The sequence below is a fragment of the Roseibium marinum genome, from assembly GCF_002906165.1.
Taxonomy (GTDB): domain Bacteria; phylum Pseudomonadota; class Alphaproteobacteria; order Rhizobiales; family Stappiaceae; genus Roseibium; species Roseibium marinum.
On the sequence record NZ_PPCN01000011.1, the window covers coordinates 79,772 to 97,129 of the forward strand.

Annotated in this window: 16 protein-coding genes; 9 read left to right on the forward strand and 7 right to left on the reverse strand. The window is 59.2% G+C overall.

What is annotated here, in order from left to right; translation table 11 throughout:
- Nucleotides 1-88 precede the first annotated feature (88 nt).
- On the forward strand, nt 89-1,492 hold the full coding sequence (locus CLV41_RS21210; protein WP_103224477.1) for a mannose-1-phosphate guanylyltransferase/mannose-6-phosphate isomerase: 1,404 nt from the start codon (nt 89-91) through the stop codon (nt 1,490-1,492).
- Nucleotides 1,493-1,603: 111 nt separating this feature from the next.
- On the forward strand, nt 1,604-2,809 hold the full coding sequence (gene pcaF, locus CLV41_RS21215) for a 3-oxoadipyl-CoA thiolase (RefSeq protein ID WP_103224478.1): 1,206 nt from the start codon (nt 1,604-1,606) through the stop codon (nt 2,807-2,809).
- A gap of 40 nt (nt 2,810-2,849) precedes the next feature.
- Here the strand turns inward: pcaF and CLV41_RS21220 are convergent, their stop codons facing one another.
- Entirely contained in the window at nt 2,850-3,296 is a 447-nt protein-coding gene (locus CLV41_RS21220; protein ID WP_146048619.1) for a hypothetical protein, read from the reverse strand.
- 185 nt (nt 3,297-3,481) lie between these two features.
- Entirely contained in the window at nt 3,482-4,393 is a 912-nt protein-coding gene (puuE, locus tag CLV41_RS21225) for an allantoinase PuuE (protein ID WP_103224480.1), read from the reverse strand.
- 175 nt (nt 4,394-4,568) lie between these two features.
- Between puuE and CLV41_RS27860 the strand changes: the two genes are divergently transcribed.
- Nucleotides 4,569-4,718, forward strand: coding sequence for a hypothetical protein (locus CLV41_RS27860; protein WP_170107277.1), 150 nt, complete (start codon nt 4,569-4,571; stop codon nt 4,716-4,718).
- A 15-nt stretch (nt 4,719-4,733) separates the two neighbouring features.
- Here CLV41_RS27860 and CLV41_RS28010 read toward each other — a convergent pair whose 3' ends face one another.
- The gene (locus CLV41_RS28010; protein ID WP_208987650.1) at nt 4,734-5,135 is read right to left on the reverse strand and encodes a hypothetical protein; all 402 of its coding nucleotides are present in this window, start codon (nt 5,133-5,135) and stop codon (nt 4,734-4,736) included.
- A 266-nt stretch (nt 5,136-5,401) separates the two neighbouring features.
- On the opposite strand from CLV41_RS28010, the gene CLV41_RS21235 reads away from it, so the two are divergent.
- The 5 genes from CLV41_RS21235 to CLV41_RS21255 all read left to right on the forward strand — a co-directional run bounded on the left by CLV41_RS21235 (nt 5,402) and on the right by CLV41_RS21255 (nt 13,285).
- Nucleotides 5,402-5,959 carry a helix-turn-helix transcriptional regulator gene (locus tag CLV41_RS21235; protein WP_103224481.1) on the forward strand — a complete coding sequence of 186 codons (558 nt, stop codon included), beginning with the start codon at nt 5,402-5,404 and terminating at the stop codon, nt 5,957-5,959.
- Nucleotides 5,960-5,986: 27 nt separating this feature from the next.
- The gene (locus CLV41_RS21240; protein ID WP_103224482.1) at nt 5,987-7,090 is read left to right on the forward strand and encodes an efflux RND transporter periplasmic adaptor subunit; all 1,104 of its coding nucleotides are present in this window, start codon (nt 5,987-5,989) and stop codon (nt 7,088-7,090) included.
- Nucleotides 7,087-10,641, forward strand: coding sequence for an efflux RND transporter permease subunit (locus CLV41_RS28200; protein WP_103224483.1), 3,555 nt, complete (start codon nt 7,087-7,089; stop codon nt 10,639-10,641). Before CLV41_RS21240 ends, CLV41_RS28200 begins: the two co-directional genes overlap by 4 nt.
- Before the next feature lie 263 nt (nt 10,642-10,904).
- Nucleotides 10,905-11,858 (forward strand): bifunctional helix-turn-helix transcriptional regulator/GNAT family N-acetyltransferase, encoded by a 954-nt coding sequence (locus CLV41_RS21250; RefSeq protein WP_103224484.1) that lies wholly within the window; start codon nt 10,905-10,907, stop codon nt 11,856-11,858.
- Between the two features lie 482 nt (nt 11,859-12,340).
- Nucleotides 12,341-13,285, forward strand: a complete 945-nt coding sequence (locus CLV41_RS21255; RefSeq protein WP_103224485.1) for a substrate-binding periplasmic protein — start codon at nt 12,341-12,343, stop codon at nt 13,283-13,285.
- 193 nt (nt 13,286-13,478) lie between these two features.
- Here the strand turns inward: CLV41_RS21255 and CLV41_RS21260 are convergent, their stop codons facing one another.
- The 4 genes from CLV41_RS21260 to CLV41_RS21275 form a co-directional block, all read right to left on the reverse strand.
- Nucleotides 13,479-14,228, reverse strand: a complete 750-nt coding sequence (locus CLV41_RS21260) for an SDR family oxidoreductase (RefSeq protein ID WP_103224486.1) — start codon at nt 14,226-14,228, stop codon at nt 13,479-13,481.
- A gap of 151 nt (nt 14,229-14,379) precedes the next feature.
- Entirely contained in the window at nt 14,380-15,255 is an 876-nt protein-coding gene (locus CLV41_RS21265) for a CDP-alcohol phosphatidyltransferase family protein (protein ID WP_103224487.1), read from the reverse strand.
- 5 nt (nt 15,256-15,260) lie between these two features.
- A complete protein-coding gene (locus CLV41_RS21270) occupies nt 15,261-15,965 on the reverse strand; it encodes a phosphatidylserine decarboxylase (RefSeq protein ID WP_103224488.1) in 705 nt (234 codons plus the stop codon).
- 151 nt (nt 15,966-16,116) lie between these two features.
- Nucleotides 16,117-17,067, reverse strand: a complete 951-nt coding sequence (locus CLV41_RS21275) for a LysR family transcriptional regulator (protein ID WP_103224489.1) — start codon at nt 17,065-17,067, stop codon at nt 16,117-16,119.
- A 97-nt stretch (nt 17,068-17,164) separates the two neighbouring features.
- On the opposite strand from CLV41_RS21275, the gene CLV41_RS21280 reads away from it, so the two are divergent.
- Nucleotides 17,165-17,356 carry a hypothetical protein gene (locus CLV41_RS21280; RefSeq protein WP_146048620.1) on the forward strand — a complete coding sequence of 64 codons (192 nt, stop codon included), beginning with the start codon at nt 17,165-17,167 and terminating at the stop codon, nt 17,354-17,356.
- Nucleotides 17,357-17,358 lie beyond the last annotated feature (2 nt).

The window sequence follows — 17,358 nt, forward strand, 5'->3', positions numbered from 1 at the left end:
TGCAACTTCCACCGGCGATGTTTATCTCTCGGAACGGGCTGGCAGGCTCCGAGTTTACATTTCGCATACAAATTTCGGGAGCAGGCATATGATTTTTCCGTGCATTCTGTCCGGCGGCATCGGTTCGCGGCTGTGGCCTCTGTCGCGCACGGACAGACCGAAGCAATTTCTGACGCTGTTCGGCGGTGAAAGTCTTTTTCAAAAAACCTGCAAGCGCGTCAACCACTCCGGCTTCGCAACCCCGATCGTGATCGGCAGCAACAATCACCGCTTCCTTATCGGAGAGCAGCTTTCCGAAATCGGGCTGGAAGCAAATTCCATCCTGTTGGAGCCGGTCGGCCGCAACACCGCCCCTCCCGCCCTAATGGCAGCCATGATCGCCGCCGAGACCGATCCGGACGCACTTGTGCTCCTGCTTCCCTCCGATCATCTGATCAAGAAAGAGGACGTCTTCCTTGAAGCCGTCTCCGCTGCCGAAGAAGCGGCCCGGAGCGGCGCAATTGTTACTTTCGGCATCACGCCAAGCGAGCCGAATACCGGCTATGGCTATATCAAGGTTGCCGCAGGCAGCGCTCCGGTCCGGCCGGTGGAGGCGTTTGTCGAAAAGCCGGATCCCGCCCGCGCCGAAGCCTTCCTCAAGGATGGCGGGTATGTCTGGAATGCCGGCATTTTTCTTTATTCGGCGCAAACGATGATCGACGCGTTCAAGACGCATCAGCCGGAAATGTACAAGGATATTGCCGCGGTGATGAAATCCCGGCACGGGGATCTCGACTTTACACGGCTCGATCAGGAGAGTTTCGAAAAGCTCGCCGATATCTCCATCGATTACGCGATCATGGAAAAGGCGGACAATGTCGTGTGTGCCCCGATGGCGCCCGAATGGGACGATCTGGGCTCATGGTCGGCGATCTGGACCGTTCTCGACAAGGACGGAGATGGAAACTCCGCTCTCGGAGACGCACGATTTCTGGACAGTTCCGGCTGTCTTGCCTATGCGGGCCGCGGACTGGTTTCGCTCATCGGTCTCGAAGATGTCATGGTGATCGCCACCACCGACAGTGTTCTGGTCGCCCACAAGGACAAGGCTCAGGACGTTAAAAAGGTTGTCGAGCAGCTCAAGGCGGAAGGCCGCACGGAAGTGGATATCCACCCGCGCTCCTACCGGCCGTGGGGCTATACCGAACGTATTAATGCCGGCGACCGGTTTTCGGTCCAGTCGATGATGATCAAACCCGGCAAGCGTCTCAGCCTGCAGAGCCATCTGCACCGGGCAGAGCACTGGGTCGTCGTCTCCGGAACAATGGAAATCACCATCAACGGGCAGACCAGGCTGCTGACGGAAAACCAGTCGGCCTATGTTCCCCTCGGCGCGCAGCACACATTGCACAATCCGGGAAAGATTCCGGTCCGGATGATCGAGGTCCAGTCGGGAACCTATCTCGATGAAGACGATATTGTGCGGCACTCTGAAACATCACAGGATTCATAACGATCTCCGCAAGCCTGTGACACATTCTTGCCTTCGGTCCTGAATTCCGGCAAAACTTGCCCCGACCGGAGCGCTTCGGTCCCTTCCCTGCACCGAGATCAGGAACAGCACATGCATCACGTATTCATATGCGACTACGTCCGGACCCCGATAGGCCGGTTCGGCGGCATTCTTTCCGGCGTGCGTGCCGACGATCTGGGAGCGATTCCGATCGAAGCGCTGATGGAGCGCAATGCGGATACGGACTGGGCGAATGTCGATGATGTCTTTTACGGCTGCGCCAATCAGGCAGGAGAGGACAACCGAAACGTTGCGCGCATGTCCGCGCTTCTGGCCGGCCTGCCCGATACCGTTCCCGGCCTGACCCTCAACCGGTTATGCGGCTCCGGAATGGATGCGGTCCTGACCGCCGCCAGAGCCATCAAGGCCGGAGAGATCGATCTGGCGATCGCCGGCGGTGTTGAAAGCATGTCCCGCGCCCCTTTCGTTCTGCCGAAGGCGGACGTCGCGTTTTCCCGAAATGCAGAAATCCACGACACCACGATCGGCTGGCGCTTTGTCAATCCGCTGCTGAAAAACCAGTACGGCATCGACTCCATGCCCGAGACGGCGGAAAATGTCGCCGAGGAATTCGGCATTTCGCGGCAGGATCAGGATGCCTTTGCCCTGCGTAGCCAGCAACGCGCGGAGAAGGCACAGGCCTCCGGCCGGTTCGCGGAGGAAATCGTGCCGGTGATGATCCCGCAGCGCAGGGGCGATCCGATTCTTGTCGATACGGACGAACATCCGCGCTCCGGAACGACGCGGGAACAGCTGGCCGGCCTGAAGACACCTTTTCGGGAAAACGGCTCGGTAACCGCCGGAAACGCGTCCGGGGTGAATGACGGCGCGGCTGCCCTCCTGATCGCGTCGGAAGCCGCCGTCGAAAAATACAATCTCAAACCGATTACCCGGATTGTCGGCGGCGCAACGGCAGGCGTGCCGCCGCGCATCATGGGGATTGGCCCCGCCCCCGCGACACGCAAGCTGTGTGCCCGGCACGGCATCGCGCTTGGGGAATTCGATGTGATCGAACTGAACGAAGCCTTCGCCGCGCAAGCCGTCGCCGTGATGCGCGATCTCGGCCTGCCGGAAGACAGTGAGAGCCTCAATCCGAACGGCGGAGCCATCGCCCTTGGCCATCCCCTTGGAATGTCCGGCGCGCGGATTACAGGTTCAGCCGCGCTTGAGTTGAACAAACGTGGTGGAAAACTTGCGCTTGCGGCAATGTGCATCGGTGTCGGCCAGGGCATCGCAATCGCCCTGGCGGCCGTTTAAGTAAGCCCGGGAAGCGATCAGATCGGTCGGATAGGGGCACTCAGACTTTTGGCAATGCGACCGCCGGGTTCCAGTGGCCTGGGCGTGCCGGACGCGTGAAGGTTACGCTGATACGCAGCACCGACAGCTTCCGCCGAGCTTCGTCTTCCATGCCAGGGGCTTGCGCGCGCCGCTGCCTGGACATCTTCCGCTCGACCTCGTCGAGCCTTTTCGCGAGGCCTTCGAACAACAGCGTCGGCATGCGCAGCGTTTTGGCATAGAGCGACACAACTTCATCAGCCGCATCCAGCAAGTTAACCTGCCGGACTTCCTTGTAGGCACCGACAGCCAGCTCCTTCAGCTCCACGGCATCCTCAACCAATGGCCGCACCAGATGGACAGTCCGTTCGGGTTCGTTCGCGACAAAAAGCGCCGAAAAGACCGAAAAAGACACAAAAACAAATATATGGAGATTCCTGAACAAGTAACGCATCACAACCCCAAGCAATGGTTAATAACCAATTAATCTACTCAAGGTCGTAAAACAGGCAGTCCCGGCATGCAACCGTATTTGCTCGATTTTAAGTTGTATTTTAACGATTTTGGTTAATTTCGCGCGCCGTATACATTGCGTCAGAAAACAAAAAAGGCGCTTCCTGCGAAGCCCCTTGCACATAGTCAAAAGCGGCCGGTTCAGCTTCGGCTGTGATGCGCATGCCAGTGCCAGGCGATGTCGATCCGCCGCGCCACCCACACGTCCTCATGTGACAGAACATAGTCGAGGAAACGGGCAAGCGCGGCGGCGCGTCCCGGACGCCCGATCAGCCGGCAGTGCAGACCGACATTCAGCATTTTCGGCGCGCCGTCCGCCCCTTCCGCGTAGAGCGTGTCGAAGGAATCCTTGAGATAAGTGTAGAACTGGTCCCCGGAATTGAAGCCCTGGATGGCGGCAAAGCGCATATCGTTGCTATCGAGCGTATAGGGGATCACGAGATGGTCGCCGTTCGGGCCATCGACCCAGTAAGGCAAATCATCCGCATAGCTGTCGGAATCGTAGAGAAAACCGCCCTCTTCCATGACCAGATCCCGGGTCTGCATGGAGCACCGGCCGGTATACCAGCCGAGCGGCCTGGCGCCGGTCACCTCTTCATGGATGCGGATCGCCTCCTGAAGCTGGCGGCGCTCCTCCTCCTCGGTCATATCGGCGTATTCGATCCATTTCAATCCGTGCGAGGCGATTTCCCAGTCGGCTTCCTTCATGGCCGCCACCACATCGGGGTTGCGCATCAGCGCTGTGGCCACGCCGTAGACCGTGACCGGCAGAGAGCGCTGCGTGAACATGCGCCAGACCCGCCAGAAACCGGCCCGCGAGCCGTATTCATAGATCGATTCCATGTTCCAGTGACGCTTGCCCGGCCAGGGCTGCGCCCCGACGATTTCCGAGAGAAATGCTTCGGATGCCGGGTCACCGTGCAGAATATTGTTTTCGCCGCCTTCTTCGTAGTTCAGCACGAATTGAACCGCGATTTTAGCTCCCCCGGGCCATTCCGGATCCGGCGGTGTCCGGCCGTATCCAATCATGTCACGCGGATAAGAATCGTTCATTTTTTGCTCCAGGCAGACTTGTTCTCCAGACAAAAGAGCGCATCGGGACAAGCCGTGCAAGCATACAGATAATCGGCCATGTCAAAAGTGCCGGTAGGTAAAATTTTACTGGAGCTGTTACCGGAGCCTTAGAAGCTGCGGCGCTATAACCCGCCTGACAAACAAGGAGAACGTCATGATCGAAAGGACCGGAGAGATGAAGCTTTCATCCGCAGGGCTGCTGCTTCTTCTTACGGCTGCGGCCATGACACTGTTCGCTGATTTCGACCCGCGCCAGACAAACGGCGCCAAAGCGAACGTCGTCTACAGGACGCTGGCAGACTAGATTTTTCAGGTATTATCAGCGGCGGCTGCCCGCCGCGACCGGCAGCGGCTTGAGTTCATTTTTCAAGCGCATACGGCCGGTTCTCAGCGGGGTCGCACCCCCGGCATCGGTTTCCCCAAGCAGCATGATGGCCGATCCGATGACAACGGATCCGAGCGTGATCACCAGCGCAAAGGCCAGCATCAGAACCGGCAGGACCGGATCGTCAGAATTGACCACCAGCACCCGTAAATTGCCGATATTGGCCCAGAATATTCCGACGAGAACCAGGCCGGCGATGGCGATACCTGCAATGCCGTTTATCGCCAGGAGCCTGAACAGCGGATCGCGCGGTAATTTCAGCTGGCCGAACGCCTTGCCAAACCTGCCCATCCTGGTGTCTCCCAATGCTGGAATTGCGAAAAGAAGTGGCGTCATTCTAGCGTCCGCTTCGCGCCTTCAACAAGCTGTCAAAAGCAGCGAATAAGTTCAAACCGGTTTGGATCGTCTGAATTTGTTTATCCAACACGGAAAAATTGTGCATCGCAGTCTTGATTGCCGTGGAGAAGATATATATTTGTTCGATATATCGGACCGTCATATGTGGGTTTTTGACAGGTCCAGGGGTGTGGCTGGTTCTGTCATTCCGTTCATGTTGAAAGGACCGTCAATCCGGGAGGAAGCTCCCGGTCGCGGAGAAGCCAATGAGCGTACGCAGCTTATGTCTTGCAATCCTGTCTTTCGGGGATGCCACCGGATACGAGATCCGCAAGGAGTCTACCGAGGGGCGGTTCAGCTATTTCGAAGACGCGAGCTTCGGGTCGATCTATCCGGCTCTGGCGCGCCTTGAATCGGAGGGGCTGGTGACTGTGCGCGAGGAACCCCAGGCAGGCAAACCCGCGCGGAAAGTCTATTCCATTACGGAGGCCGGGCGGACGGAATTCATAAACTCGCTCTGCGAACCGCAAGCGCCGGACACCTTCAAATCCCCGTTTCTACTCATCGCCCTGAATGCGGCGCAGCTTCCGCCGGAAGTCATCCGCCGCGCCCTGGAGCGGCGTAAAGCGCAGGTGCAAGAGGATTTGCGCCTGCTGACGGACACACACAAGGACAAGGAATGCCCCCACCCCGGCTCCGGATGGACGCGGGACTTCGGCATTGCCTGCATGAGTTTCACCCTCGCCTATCTGGAAGAACATGGCGAGGCCCTGATCAATATTGCTGAAGACGCAGCCCGGCCTCTTGCGCCGGCGGCGGAGTAAGCCTTGACGTTTCGGAGATAAAGACAGATGCGCGTGAAAGTTTCCTACATCCTGGCGGCCGCGCTCGCGGCCGGTATCGGATTTTGGATGTATACCGGCACGATGGTGATCGGCGGTGTCGGCGACAGTGAACACGCGACGCCTTCTCCGGCTCAGCGGGTCAGCCAGGCAACCGACACCCTTTTCCGCGTTCGGGTTCAGCGGCTGACGGCAAAAGACCGTCAGGCTGTTCTGGAAGTTCGCGGGCGAACGGAAGCCGAGGCGAAGGTCGCCGTGCGGACAGTCACCACCGACAACGTGCTGGAGCGACCTGCGCGCGAAGGAAGCCGTGTGTCCGCAGGCGACATCCTTTGTGTCCTCGACCGGGGAACCCGTGAGGCAAGCGTGCTGGAGGCAAAGGCCGTGCTTGCGCAGGCGAAACTCGACCATGATGCGGCCACGCAGTTGAACAGCAAGGGCTTCACCGCAGAAACCCGGGTTGCCGCTGCCCTCGCCCAGCTCGACGCGGCCAGTGCCCGGCTCAAGGAGGCCGAACTTGAACTCCAGCGCACCGTGATAAAGTCACCGATCGACGGTGTCATCGAAAGCCCGATGGCTGAAGTGGGAGCGCATCTCGAAAAAGGCGATATCTGCGCGACCGTGATCGATTCCGATCCGATGATCGCCATCGGCCAGGTGTCGGAACTGGATATCAGCCATGTGTCCATCGACATGCCGGCGACGGTCAAGCTGGTGACCGGAGAAACGCTCGAGGGCAAGGTGCGCTACATCTCGCCGTCGGCCAATCCCGACACGAAGACCTTTCGCATCGAGGTCGAATTGCCGAACCCGGAGGGCAAGGCCCGCGATGGTGTTACCGCGGTCACAATGCTGTCTCTACCGGCTGAAAAGGCACATCTGATCTCCCCGGCGATCCTGACGCTCAACGATGCGGGACAAGTGGGAATTCGCGCCGTGGACGAGAACAACAAGACCGTCTTTTATCCAGTCAAGGTTCTGGACGGCGAGCAGGATGGCATGTGGCTCGGCGGTCTGCCGGACGAAGTGATCGCCATCACCGTGGGGCAGGAATACGTTTCGGACGGACAAATTGTGGAGCCGGTTTTTGAGACGGCAGAGGTAAGCCGATGATTGAGATGCTCGAAGGCGTCCTTCGACGCCCCAAAACAGTTTTCGTCATGATGCTGGCGCTGATCATCGCCGGCACCGCGACCTATATCTCCATCCCGAAGGAAGCCAGCCCGGATATCGACCTGCCGATCTTCTACATCTCCATCACCCAGCAGGGCATCTCACCGGAAGATTCCGAACGCCTGCTGGTACGGCCGATGGAGACGGAGCTGCGCGGTCTGGACGGCCTGAAGGAAATCACGGCGATCGCGTCGGAAAGCCACGCGGGCATCGTCCTTGAATTCGACATCTCGTTCAACAAGGACGAGGCACTCGCGGATGTGCGCGACAAGGTCGATCAGGCAAAGAGCAAATTGCCGAACGAGGCCGAAGAGCCGACAATCACCGAGATGAACTTCGCGCTGGCGCCAACGATGATCATCGCCCTTTCGGGCAATGTTCCCGAGCGCACGCTCTATCAGCACGCCCGCAGGCTCAAGGATGAAGTCGAGGCGATCGACTCGGTGCGGTCGGCGGATCTCACCGGCCACCGGGAAGAGCTGCTGGAAGTGCTGATCGACACCCAGAAACTGGAATCCTATTCGATCACCCAGCAGGAACTGCTGAACACGCTGCAACTCAACAACCAGCTCGTTCCGGCTGGCTTCATCGACGGCGGCAAGGGCCGTTTCAACGTCAAGGTTCCCGGCCTCGTCGAAACGGCCGAGGACGTTTACACCCTGCCTCTGAAACAGAGCGGAGAAGGTGTCGTCACCCTGGCGGACGTTGCCGAAATCCGCCGCACCTTCAAGGATGCGAACGCCTATACGCGCGTCAACGGCAATCCCGCGATCTCCCTCCAGGTGGTCAAGCGGATCGGCACCAACATCATCGAGAACAACGCCGCGGTGAAGGACGTCGTCGAGCAGGCTTCGAAGGACTGGCCCGATACCATCCGCGTCGATTTGATGCTCGACCAGTCCTCGAACATCTTCGAGGTGCTCGGCTCGCTGCAGTCCTCGATCCTGACCGCGATCTTCCTGGTGATGATCCTGGTTCTGGCGGCGCTCGGATTGCGATCCGCCCTGCTTGTCGGCCTTGCGATCCCGACCTCCTTCATGGTCGGCTTCCTCATCCTTGGGGGCATCGGGCAAACGGTCAACAACATGGTCATGTTCGGCCTCGTGCTGACGGTGGGCCTGCTTGTCGATGGCGCGATCGTGATGACCGAATATGCCGACCGGAAGATCCAGGAGGGCATGGAGGACCGGGAAGCCTATATCCGGGCCGCGAAGCTGATGTTCTGGCCGATCGTCTCCTCGACCGCGACGACGCTGGTGGCCTTCCTGCCGATGCTGCTTTGGCCCGGTGTCGCCGGCGAGTTCATGAGCTATCTGCCGATCATGGTGATCATCATCCTGACCGCGTCGCTGTTCACCGCAATGGTGTTCCTGCCCGTGACCGGGGGCATACTGGCCCAGGTGTCGCACTGGATGAGCCGCCACGCCACCGCGCTGCTCGCCCTGACCATTGCAATCCTGTCCACTCTCGCGGTGGTCGCGGGTCCCTTCTTGCCGCTGGCCTTGTCGGGCCTCGTTCCCGCGGGCCTGATCCAGCCCCTCACAATGGTTCTCGGCGTTCTCGCCTTTGTCCTGGTTGGCTATTTCTCCTACCGCATCCTGCGCCCGTTCGTCCGCTGGTCCCAGGCCCGCGCCGCGAAACGCGCCGAACTGGATCGGCTGGAAGCAGCCAAGCTTTCGGGTTCGGAAGCCTTTGACGTCAGGAATGTCCGCGGTTTCACCGGGCTCTATGTCCGGCTCCTGAAGCTCTTTGCCGGCAATCCCATCGGCAACGTGGCCGCTCTCCTCGTGCTGTTCGTCAGCTGCGCTGCAATCATCGGCGCCTTCATTGCCAACCCCACCGGTGTGCAGTTCTTCATCGACGAGGAACCGGAACAGGCCGTGGTGCTGGTTTCGGGCCGGGGCAACATGTCGGCGGCCGAGGCCCGCGATCTGGTCGTCCAGGTGGAAGACAGGATCATGACGATCGCCGGTGTCGAGAACGTCATCACCAATGCTTTCCCGCCGGGTGGTTCTTCCGGTGGTCCGTCCGTCGGCGACGTCCAGGACAAGCCCGCCGACGTCATGGGCGAAATCAACATCGAGCTCGCCAATTTCTGCTGCCGGCGCGTGGCGAAGGAAATCTTCGCCGATATTCGCACCCAAACAGCGGATATCCCCGGTATCAAGGTGGAAACCCGCAAGATCGAGGGTGGTCCGCCGACCGGCAAGGATGTACAGCTTGAAGTCAAGTCGACCGACTATGACGACATGGTCGCGGCCATTGCGAAGATCCGGGAGCACATCAACGGCGAAGACGTGCTGATGGACCAGGAGGACGACCGTCCCCTGCCCGGCATCGAATGGCAGATTTCCATCGACCGGGAACAGGCCGGCCGCTATCAGGCACATATCGCTTCTGTCGGCAACATGGTCCAGCTCGTCACCAATGGCGTCCTGATCGGAACCTACCGTCCGGGCGACAGCGAGGACGAGGTCGATATCCGCGTCCGCCTGCCGGAAAACGAACGCAGCATCGGCCGGTTCGACCAATTGCGCCTGCAGACCAGCCTCGGCCTGGTGCCGATGGCCAATTTCGTCAGCCGCGAACCAGCGCCGAAGGTGTCGGAAATCGTCCGGCGGGACGGGCTCTATTCCATGATGGTGAAAGCCACCGTCAATCCGGAATCCGGGTCCAATCCGACGGAACAGGTCGCGGCCCTGCAGACCTGGCTGGACGGTCAGGAATGGCCGGATAATGTCTACCTGAAGTTCCGCGGAGCGGATGAGGATCAGCAGGAATCGGGCGAGTTCCTGATGAAGGCAATGTTTGCCTCGCTGTTCCTGATGTTCCTGATCCTGCTGACCCAGTTCAACTCGTTCTATCAGACCTTCCTGACCCTTTCGACGGTGGTTCTGTCGGTCTTCGGGGTGCTGCTGGGCATGCTCATCACCAACCAGCCTTTCTCGATCATCATGACCGGGACCGGGGTGGTCGCGCTTGCCGGTATCGTCGTGAACAATGCCATCGTTCTGATAGACACCTACAACCGGTTCATCGAGGACGGGCTGCCGCCGCTTGACGCGATCCTGAAAACCTCCGCACAGCGGATCCGCCCGATCCTGCTGACGACGATCACCACCATCGCTGGTCTCATTCCGATGGCCACCATGGTCAACTTCGATTTCTTCAATCAGGTGATTGCCTATGGCGGCATAACGGCGGTGTGGTGGGTGCAACTGGCAACGGCGGTGATCTCCGGCCTCGCCTTCTCCACCCTGCTGACGCTCCTGATGATCCCCGTCATGATCGCGGCGCCGAGTGTCTGGTCCGCATCCTTCTGGAATATCGTCGCCTATTTCCAGCGCAAGCCCGCCATCGCGGCGGGCCCGGCCGGGGATGGCACAGAGGATCAGGACAAGGACAGGGTTGCCGCCACGGTGGTCCCCATGCCGAAACCGGCGTCACCCATGCTCCCCCCCCGGGAGGAGCTGCCGCACGCTGCGGAGTGAGGCCGGACCGCATTGGACAGGCCGCCGGAAACATCCCGCTTCGGGATCGACAGGCCTCCAGTCGGACTCGACTGGAGGCCTGAAACCTGACCGGTTCCTTGGACTTGGCGAGCGGGATCCTTCAGAGTTTCAAACCGGTACAGGTTGACATCGCCTTCCGGGAGGAAGATCCAGGCCTCCCGCCTCGCAAAACCATTCCCGCCTCTTGAAAACATCCTGTGCGTTCCATATAGTTGCTACTTACAACTATATGGAACGCACAGATGACCGCCGCCTCTCCAGCTCTTGTGAAAGACATCCGCGCCGCCTCCCGGAAACTGGTCCGGGAATTCGGCTTTCTCGACAAGACCATTGCCGGAACAGACCTTTCCGGCTCGGGTGTCCACGCCATCATGGAAATCGGGCTTCATCCGGGCATCACGGCCAAGGAGCTCGCAGCCAAGCTGAAACTGGAGAAATCCACCATCAGCCGGCTTTTGAAAACTCTCGAGAAACGGGACGAGATCGAACTGACCCGGTCGGCAACGGATCGCCGGGCCTTTGGTTTGAACCTGACGCGGGAAGGGAAGAAGACCTTCCGGACAATCGACCGGTTTGGCGAGCGGCTGGCCTGCGGCGCTCTTTCGCGGGTGAAGGGCGTGACAGCGGAAACCGTTGCCGAGACTCTCTCCGCCTATGCCGACGCGCTGCCATCCCCTGAGGAGCAAACGGACGTGCCGCGATCCTCTCCCGAGATCCTGGAAGGCTATCAGACCGGCATGATCGGAGATGTCGCCGCAATGCATGCCCGCACCCACGCGCCGATCATCGGAACGGGTCCGGACTTCGAAAGCGTTGTCTCAAAAGCCATGGCGGACTTCATGCCGCGTATCGGCAATCCCGTGAACAACAGCTGGAGTGTTGTCGAGGACAGACAGGTCATCGGGTCGATCACAATCGATGGCGAGGACCTTGGCGGCAACATCGCCCATCTGCGCTGGTTCATCCTGTCCGAGCCACTGCGCGGCACGGGTCTCGGCAAGGCCCTGCTTCTCAAGGCATTGACCCATTGCGACAAGCACGGGTTTGACGAAATCCACCTCTGGACCCTGAAGGGCCTCGATGCCGCCCGGGCGCTTTACGAAAGAAACGGCTTCGAACTGGCGGACGAATATGTCGGCGATCAATGGGGCAAGGCGGTCACCGAACAGAAATTCCTTCGCAAGCGGCCGGTCTGACAGCAGATATTCCCTGTACGGGGAACGGACGGATGGGATCGCAGGATCAACCCCCCTGCCGTCCGGTTTAAGGCCTGGGGCTACCGGTCCGCTGTTGAAAACATTATAGATTCTTCGCTTACCGGACATCTTTCTCCCTTTTGACGTGTCGTCCCGGCGTGACGCGTCAGCGGCAAGACCAGGTTCCGGCATGAAGCGCGATTTTACTACACAGACCCTTCTCTGTAAGTATACATTAATATAAGTATTTTTATCATTCATATTTTACTATAAAATAGCTAGCCAACTTACGCAGTAATCTCAATTTGTAAATTATTACCCCTTGAAAAGATCGCAATACATAAATAGCGTTATCTATAGATACGAAGAATAATTTCTTTCTTGAGCAACTTTCCTATCAATCCGCACTAGCGGACCCTAGATAACGTTGTGCTTGAACACCTCGCCCATAGCGAGGACTTTTCAGAGTTGGAAAAACCGAAGTGCCAGAGTCGCAATTTTTCCATGTACCGGGCCAAGAGCGCATCAGTCCGTGGCGTGCAGGTTCACTCACAAACAGGATTTCGGATTTCCGTCGCTTTGTTCTCACCAGACATGGACATGACGATTCTGACGGAACGGGGCAAGTTTTCAGGTCTGATGTCAGCAGCCTCCCCGGCTCCGCAACGATGACCGGAATCGCGCTGAAATCAGCGAAATTATTTTTGATGCTTTTTTGGGCGGCAGCACCGATGCCTGCTTTCGCCGAGCCCGAAATCACAATTGTCTCGCCCGAGCTGGGAGAAGGGCTGCAATCGAACGACAACAAAGGCCACTATCCCGAGCTCGCGCATGAAGTCCTCGATCGCACCGGTAAAGCCTATTCCTATTCTGTTTTGCCTCTCAAACGTGTGCTGTCAGAGCTAACGACGGGTCAAGCCGATTGTGTCTTCGGCATGGACAAAAGGTTTCTTCGTAAATTTGGCATCGATACTCAAAACCTGGTGGAAAGCGACCCGGTTCTTGTTTCACGCCAGCACATCTTCACGCCTCCCGGTGCCAAGTTGTTGACCGACCTGAAATCTCTGCGCAACAAGTCGGTGGCCATACTAAACGGCAGCAACCTGGAGAAAACACTGAAACGGCAGGGAGTGAACTTCGTTCTGGTCAACTCTCAAGAAGCCAAGCTGAAGATGTTACAGCTTCATCGTGTCGATGCCATCATGGGATGGATGCCCGACATGTATCTAACCGCCGACTATTTTGGCATCGAGAAGCCGGATTACGACCCGCAGGCAGTACTCACCACTACAGATGTGAAGCTCATTTGTCGCGACGACGATACCGGTCGCGCACTCGTATCGGCTACAAACGAAGTGATTTGGCGCTTCAGGGCGGACAGCACGTTCCAACGAATCAACGAGCAGTGGAGCGGCGCCCTGTTCTGAGCCGTGTTTCAGGGTCGGTACATTGAGAGCTTTCGGCAACCATCGTCCGAAAGCTCGTTGGCTTGTTCACACATGCCGTAATTTGGGGCTTTTCCAAGCGCCATTTGCTCAGACCTTCCGGACACTGGCAAGCTTGCGGAGTTTCTCCAGTCTCCCCCGCAAGAGAGGAAGACTGGTACATGGTGCAGGCCGATCAGGCCTTGGTGATGGAATTTCCACCGTCGCAGAGCATCGCCGACCCCGTGACGAACGATCCAGCGTCCGACAACAGGAACATCGCCGCGCGGGCGATCTCCTCCGGGTCCGCCATGCGCTTGAGCGCATGCAGTCCGGCGACATAGTCATGAAACGCAGGGTCGTCGCCAGCCATTTCCGTTTTTGTACCTCCCGGCAACAAAGCGTTCACCCGGATGTTGTCCGCTCCGTGTTCGACAGCCAGAACCTGGGTCAGACCGGTCAGACCGGCCTTCGCCGCCGCATAGGCCGCCATCCCCGGCAGGCCGATCGTATGGCCGACAAAGGAGGAGGTGAAGACGATCGATCCGCCTCCTCGGGCTTTCATAGCGGGGATCTGGTGTTTTGCCGCCAGGAAGGCGCTGGTGAGATTGGTCGCGACGACCTCGTTCCACGTCTCCAGGGCCATTTCCGGCACAGGGCCCATGTCACCCAGCATCCCTGCATTGTTAAAGGCAGCGTCCAGACCGCCGAAGGCCTCCTCAGCGGCCCGGACGGACCTTTCCGAAAAGCCCGGATCGGTGACATCGCCCGCGAAAACGCAAATCCGCCCGGCTGCTTCCGGCAGCGCGTCCCTCACCTCTTCCAGCCTGTCCTGGCGCCGGGCGGCAAGTATGAGATTGGCGCCGGCGACGGCGAACAGGCGGGCGGCGGCGGCACCGATGCCGCTGCTGGCGCCGGTGATCAGGACTGTTTTTCCGGTTAACATGGGTTTGGCTCCTCAAGTGATCGAGGGCCTATGTCTGAACCGGAAAAAGATACCGGGAAACCCGATACGCGAGCGTCTGGAGCATCCCGCGTTCAGCTGAACGCAGGGGCCGTGACACCTTAATATCAATCACGATTGGAAGTCTGTTGATCTACCCGCCGTGATCCTTGTCCCGGTCGCCAAGATTGTCGAGATCGGTGTCGCATTCGTCGCCATCGTCATCCAGGGCAAGCGATGCATCGGCCAGGATCAGTTTGCGGTGCGCCCGCCAGGAAAACGGAACGCTCAGCAGATACAGCACCGAACCTCCGGCAAGCATGCGGAACGGATAGCTGACGATAAGTGCCACGATCAGCACAGTGAAGACAAAGAGCGGCAGTACGAGATCCCGGCGCACGCGGGTGCCGAACGACTTGCCGGAATAGGTCGGCAGACGGCTGATCAGCAGGAAGGCGATGGCAATCGTATAGGCCGCCACGAAGGCTTCATCGGCAAACCAGTGCGGGAACAGGCCGAGAAAGTCGAGATAAAGCGGCAGCAGCACCGTCAGCGCTCCCGCCGGCGCCGGTACACCTGTAAAGAAGCGATGCGCCCAGGCCGGTTTTTGCGGATCTTCTAGCGCCACGTTGAAACGGGCAAGGCGAAGGGCCGCGGAAATCGCGAAGATCAGCGCCGCGATCCAACCGATCGAACCGGCGTCTTTCAGGATCCAGAGATACAGCATCAGAGCCGGAGTAACGCCGAAATTGACGAAATCGGCGAGCGAATCCAGTTCAGCACCGAAACGGGATGTCCCTTTCATGTACCGTGCAACCCGGCCGTCGATGGCATCGAGAACCGCGGCGATCAGGACTGCGCCGACGGCGAAATCCCAGGCACCGTCATAAGCCATGCGTACAGCTGTGAGGCCGGAACACAGGGCCAGCAGCGTGACCAGATTCGGGATGATCAGACGCAAGGGAACGCGGCGGAATCTCGGTTGCTGCCGTTGTTGCGCCACCTTGGGTTCGGGAGACTCAGACACCATCGCCCTCAGCTGACACGGGTTAGAGGCTGGGAGGGAGCCTGCGGTTGCGTCAGGTCGGCAAGGATGGTCTCACCGGCGATCATGGTCTGGCCGAAGGCAACTTTCGGCACCGTTCCCACCGGGAAATAGACATCCAGCCTGGAGCCGAAGCGGATGAGCCCGAAACGGTCACCGGTGGAAATCGTTTCCCCTTCGCGCACGAAACAGACGATCCGCCGGGCGACGAGACCGGCTATCTGGACCACACCTATCCTTGTATCGCCCGCTTCGATGACCAGACCGTTGCGCTCATTGTCCTCGCTCGCCTTGTCCAGGTCGGCATTCAGAAACTTGCCGGCACGGTAGGCGACACGGGTGATCCTGCCACCGAACGGCGCACGGTTCACGTGGCAGTTGAAGACATTCATGAAGATCGACACGCGCATCAAGGGTTCGTTGCCGAGTTCCAGCTCCACCGGTGGCCGGGCAAGCCCCACATGGCTGACCACCCCATCCGCCGGTGAAATCACCAGGCTGTCACCGACAGGTGTTACCCGCCTGGGATCGCGGAAAAAGTAACATACCCAACCGGTAAAAATCAGCCCGATCCAGAACAGGGGATCGATGAACCAGCCGATGACCAGCGTCGCGACCAGCGCAATCGCGATGAAGGGCCAGCCCTCCCGGTGGATCGGCACCATGGCCTTGGTGACGGAATCTACTATCGACATTCTGACTTTCCGCTTTCAGAACAGGAGCATGCGCGCATTACGCTTCTCGCTTTTCCGGAACATGTCAGCTCCGTAAATGCACCTGTTGCGTCTTTTTCTCCCCCTGCTTCTAGAGGCTTTTGGAGCGGAAGAGAACAGGCTTTGCGGAATTTCAAGCGCTTTTCAAAGCACCTTGCCCGGATGCCCCGGTGGCGGCCTGCCGGTAATCGGTTTCCCAGTAAGCCGGACGGCCATATTTGGAGATCAGGAAATCGACAAAGGTGGTGATCTTGGGCGGGATGAACTTGGCCGGCGGATAAACAGCAAAGATATTGCCGGTGCGTGTGATCGGAAAATCCTCCAGGAGTTCCACCAGCCGGCCGTCGCGCAGGTCCTCCCAGACATGCGCCAGAGACTTGACCGTCAGACCGAGACCGAAAATCGCGGCATCATAGGCGAAGTCGCCGTTGTCACCCGAGATCACCGGGTCTTCGGCCTGGTAGGCAATCTCGCCGTCCGGTCCGCTGAAATACCATACGGGCATGGATTCAAAGCCGATACAATCGTGATGGCGCAGGTCGTCCAGCGTCTTCGGTGCCCCCTTGCGGGCAAGATAGTCGGGGCTGGCGCACAGCACACGCCGGTTGCCGCCGAGTTTCCGGGCGATGAGGCTGGAATCGGGCATCGGCCCGCCACGGATACCGAGGTCATAACCACCCTCCAGGAGATCGACCATCCGATCCGTCATGTCGACCTGAAGGTGGAGATCCGGATAGAGCTGCCGGTATTCCGCCAGGTGGGGCAGAATGTGCTTGCGACCGAAGAAGACATTCGAAGATAGCCGCAAGGTGCCGCGGGGCGTATCCCCGGCGGCATCGATCAGCGTCCGGGCCTGGTCCATCTCGCGAACCGCGGAACTGGCATGGCGCAGGAATACCTCGCCGGCCTCCGTCAGGCGCGTGCGCCGGGTGGTCCGGGACACAAGTTGAGCCCCCAGGTTCTTTTCCAGCGTGCTGAGCCGGCTGCTGGCCGCGGAGGGGGACAGGCCGATCTCGCGGCCGGCCGCGGAAAGACTGCCGAGCTCCGCAACCCGTTTGAAGAACTTCAGATCATCAAGGCGCATTATTCGAAACTTTCGAAAGATGTTTTTGAAATTAGCCCAATTCTTCAACCAAACGCAACATGCGATACCATTCTCACCGAAACGGAGAAACATGACCATGATGCATACAGGAGACGAGTACGAAGCCCGCGCCCGCGCCGCCAGACATGCGGAACTGCGCGCGCTTGTCCGTGTATTGTCCGGATTTCTGTTCCGTCCGCAGCCCTCGCGCAATTCAGGCCGCCCACCCCATTTAGGACGCACCGCATGCGCCAACGACCGGGCGCCGAAGAAAGACCGGGCCGCGTAGGC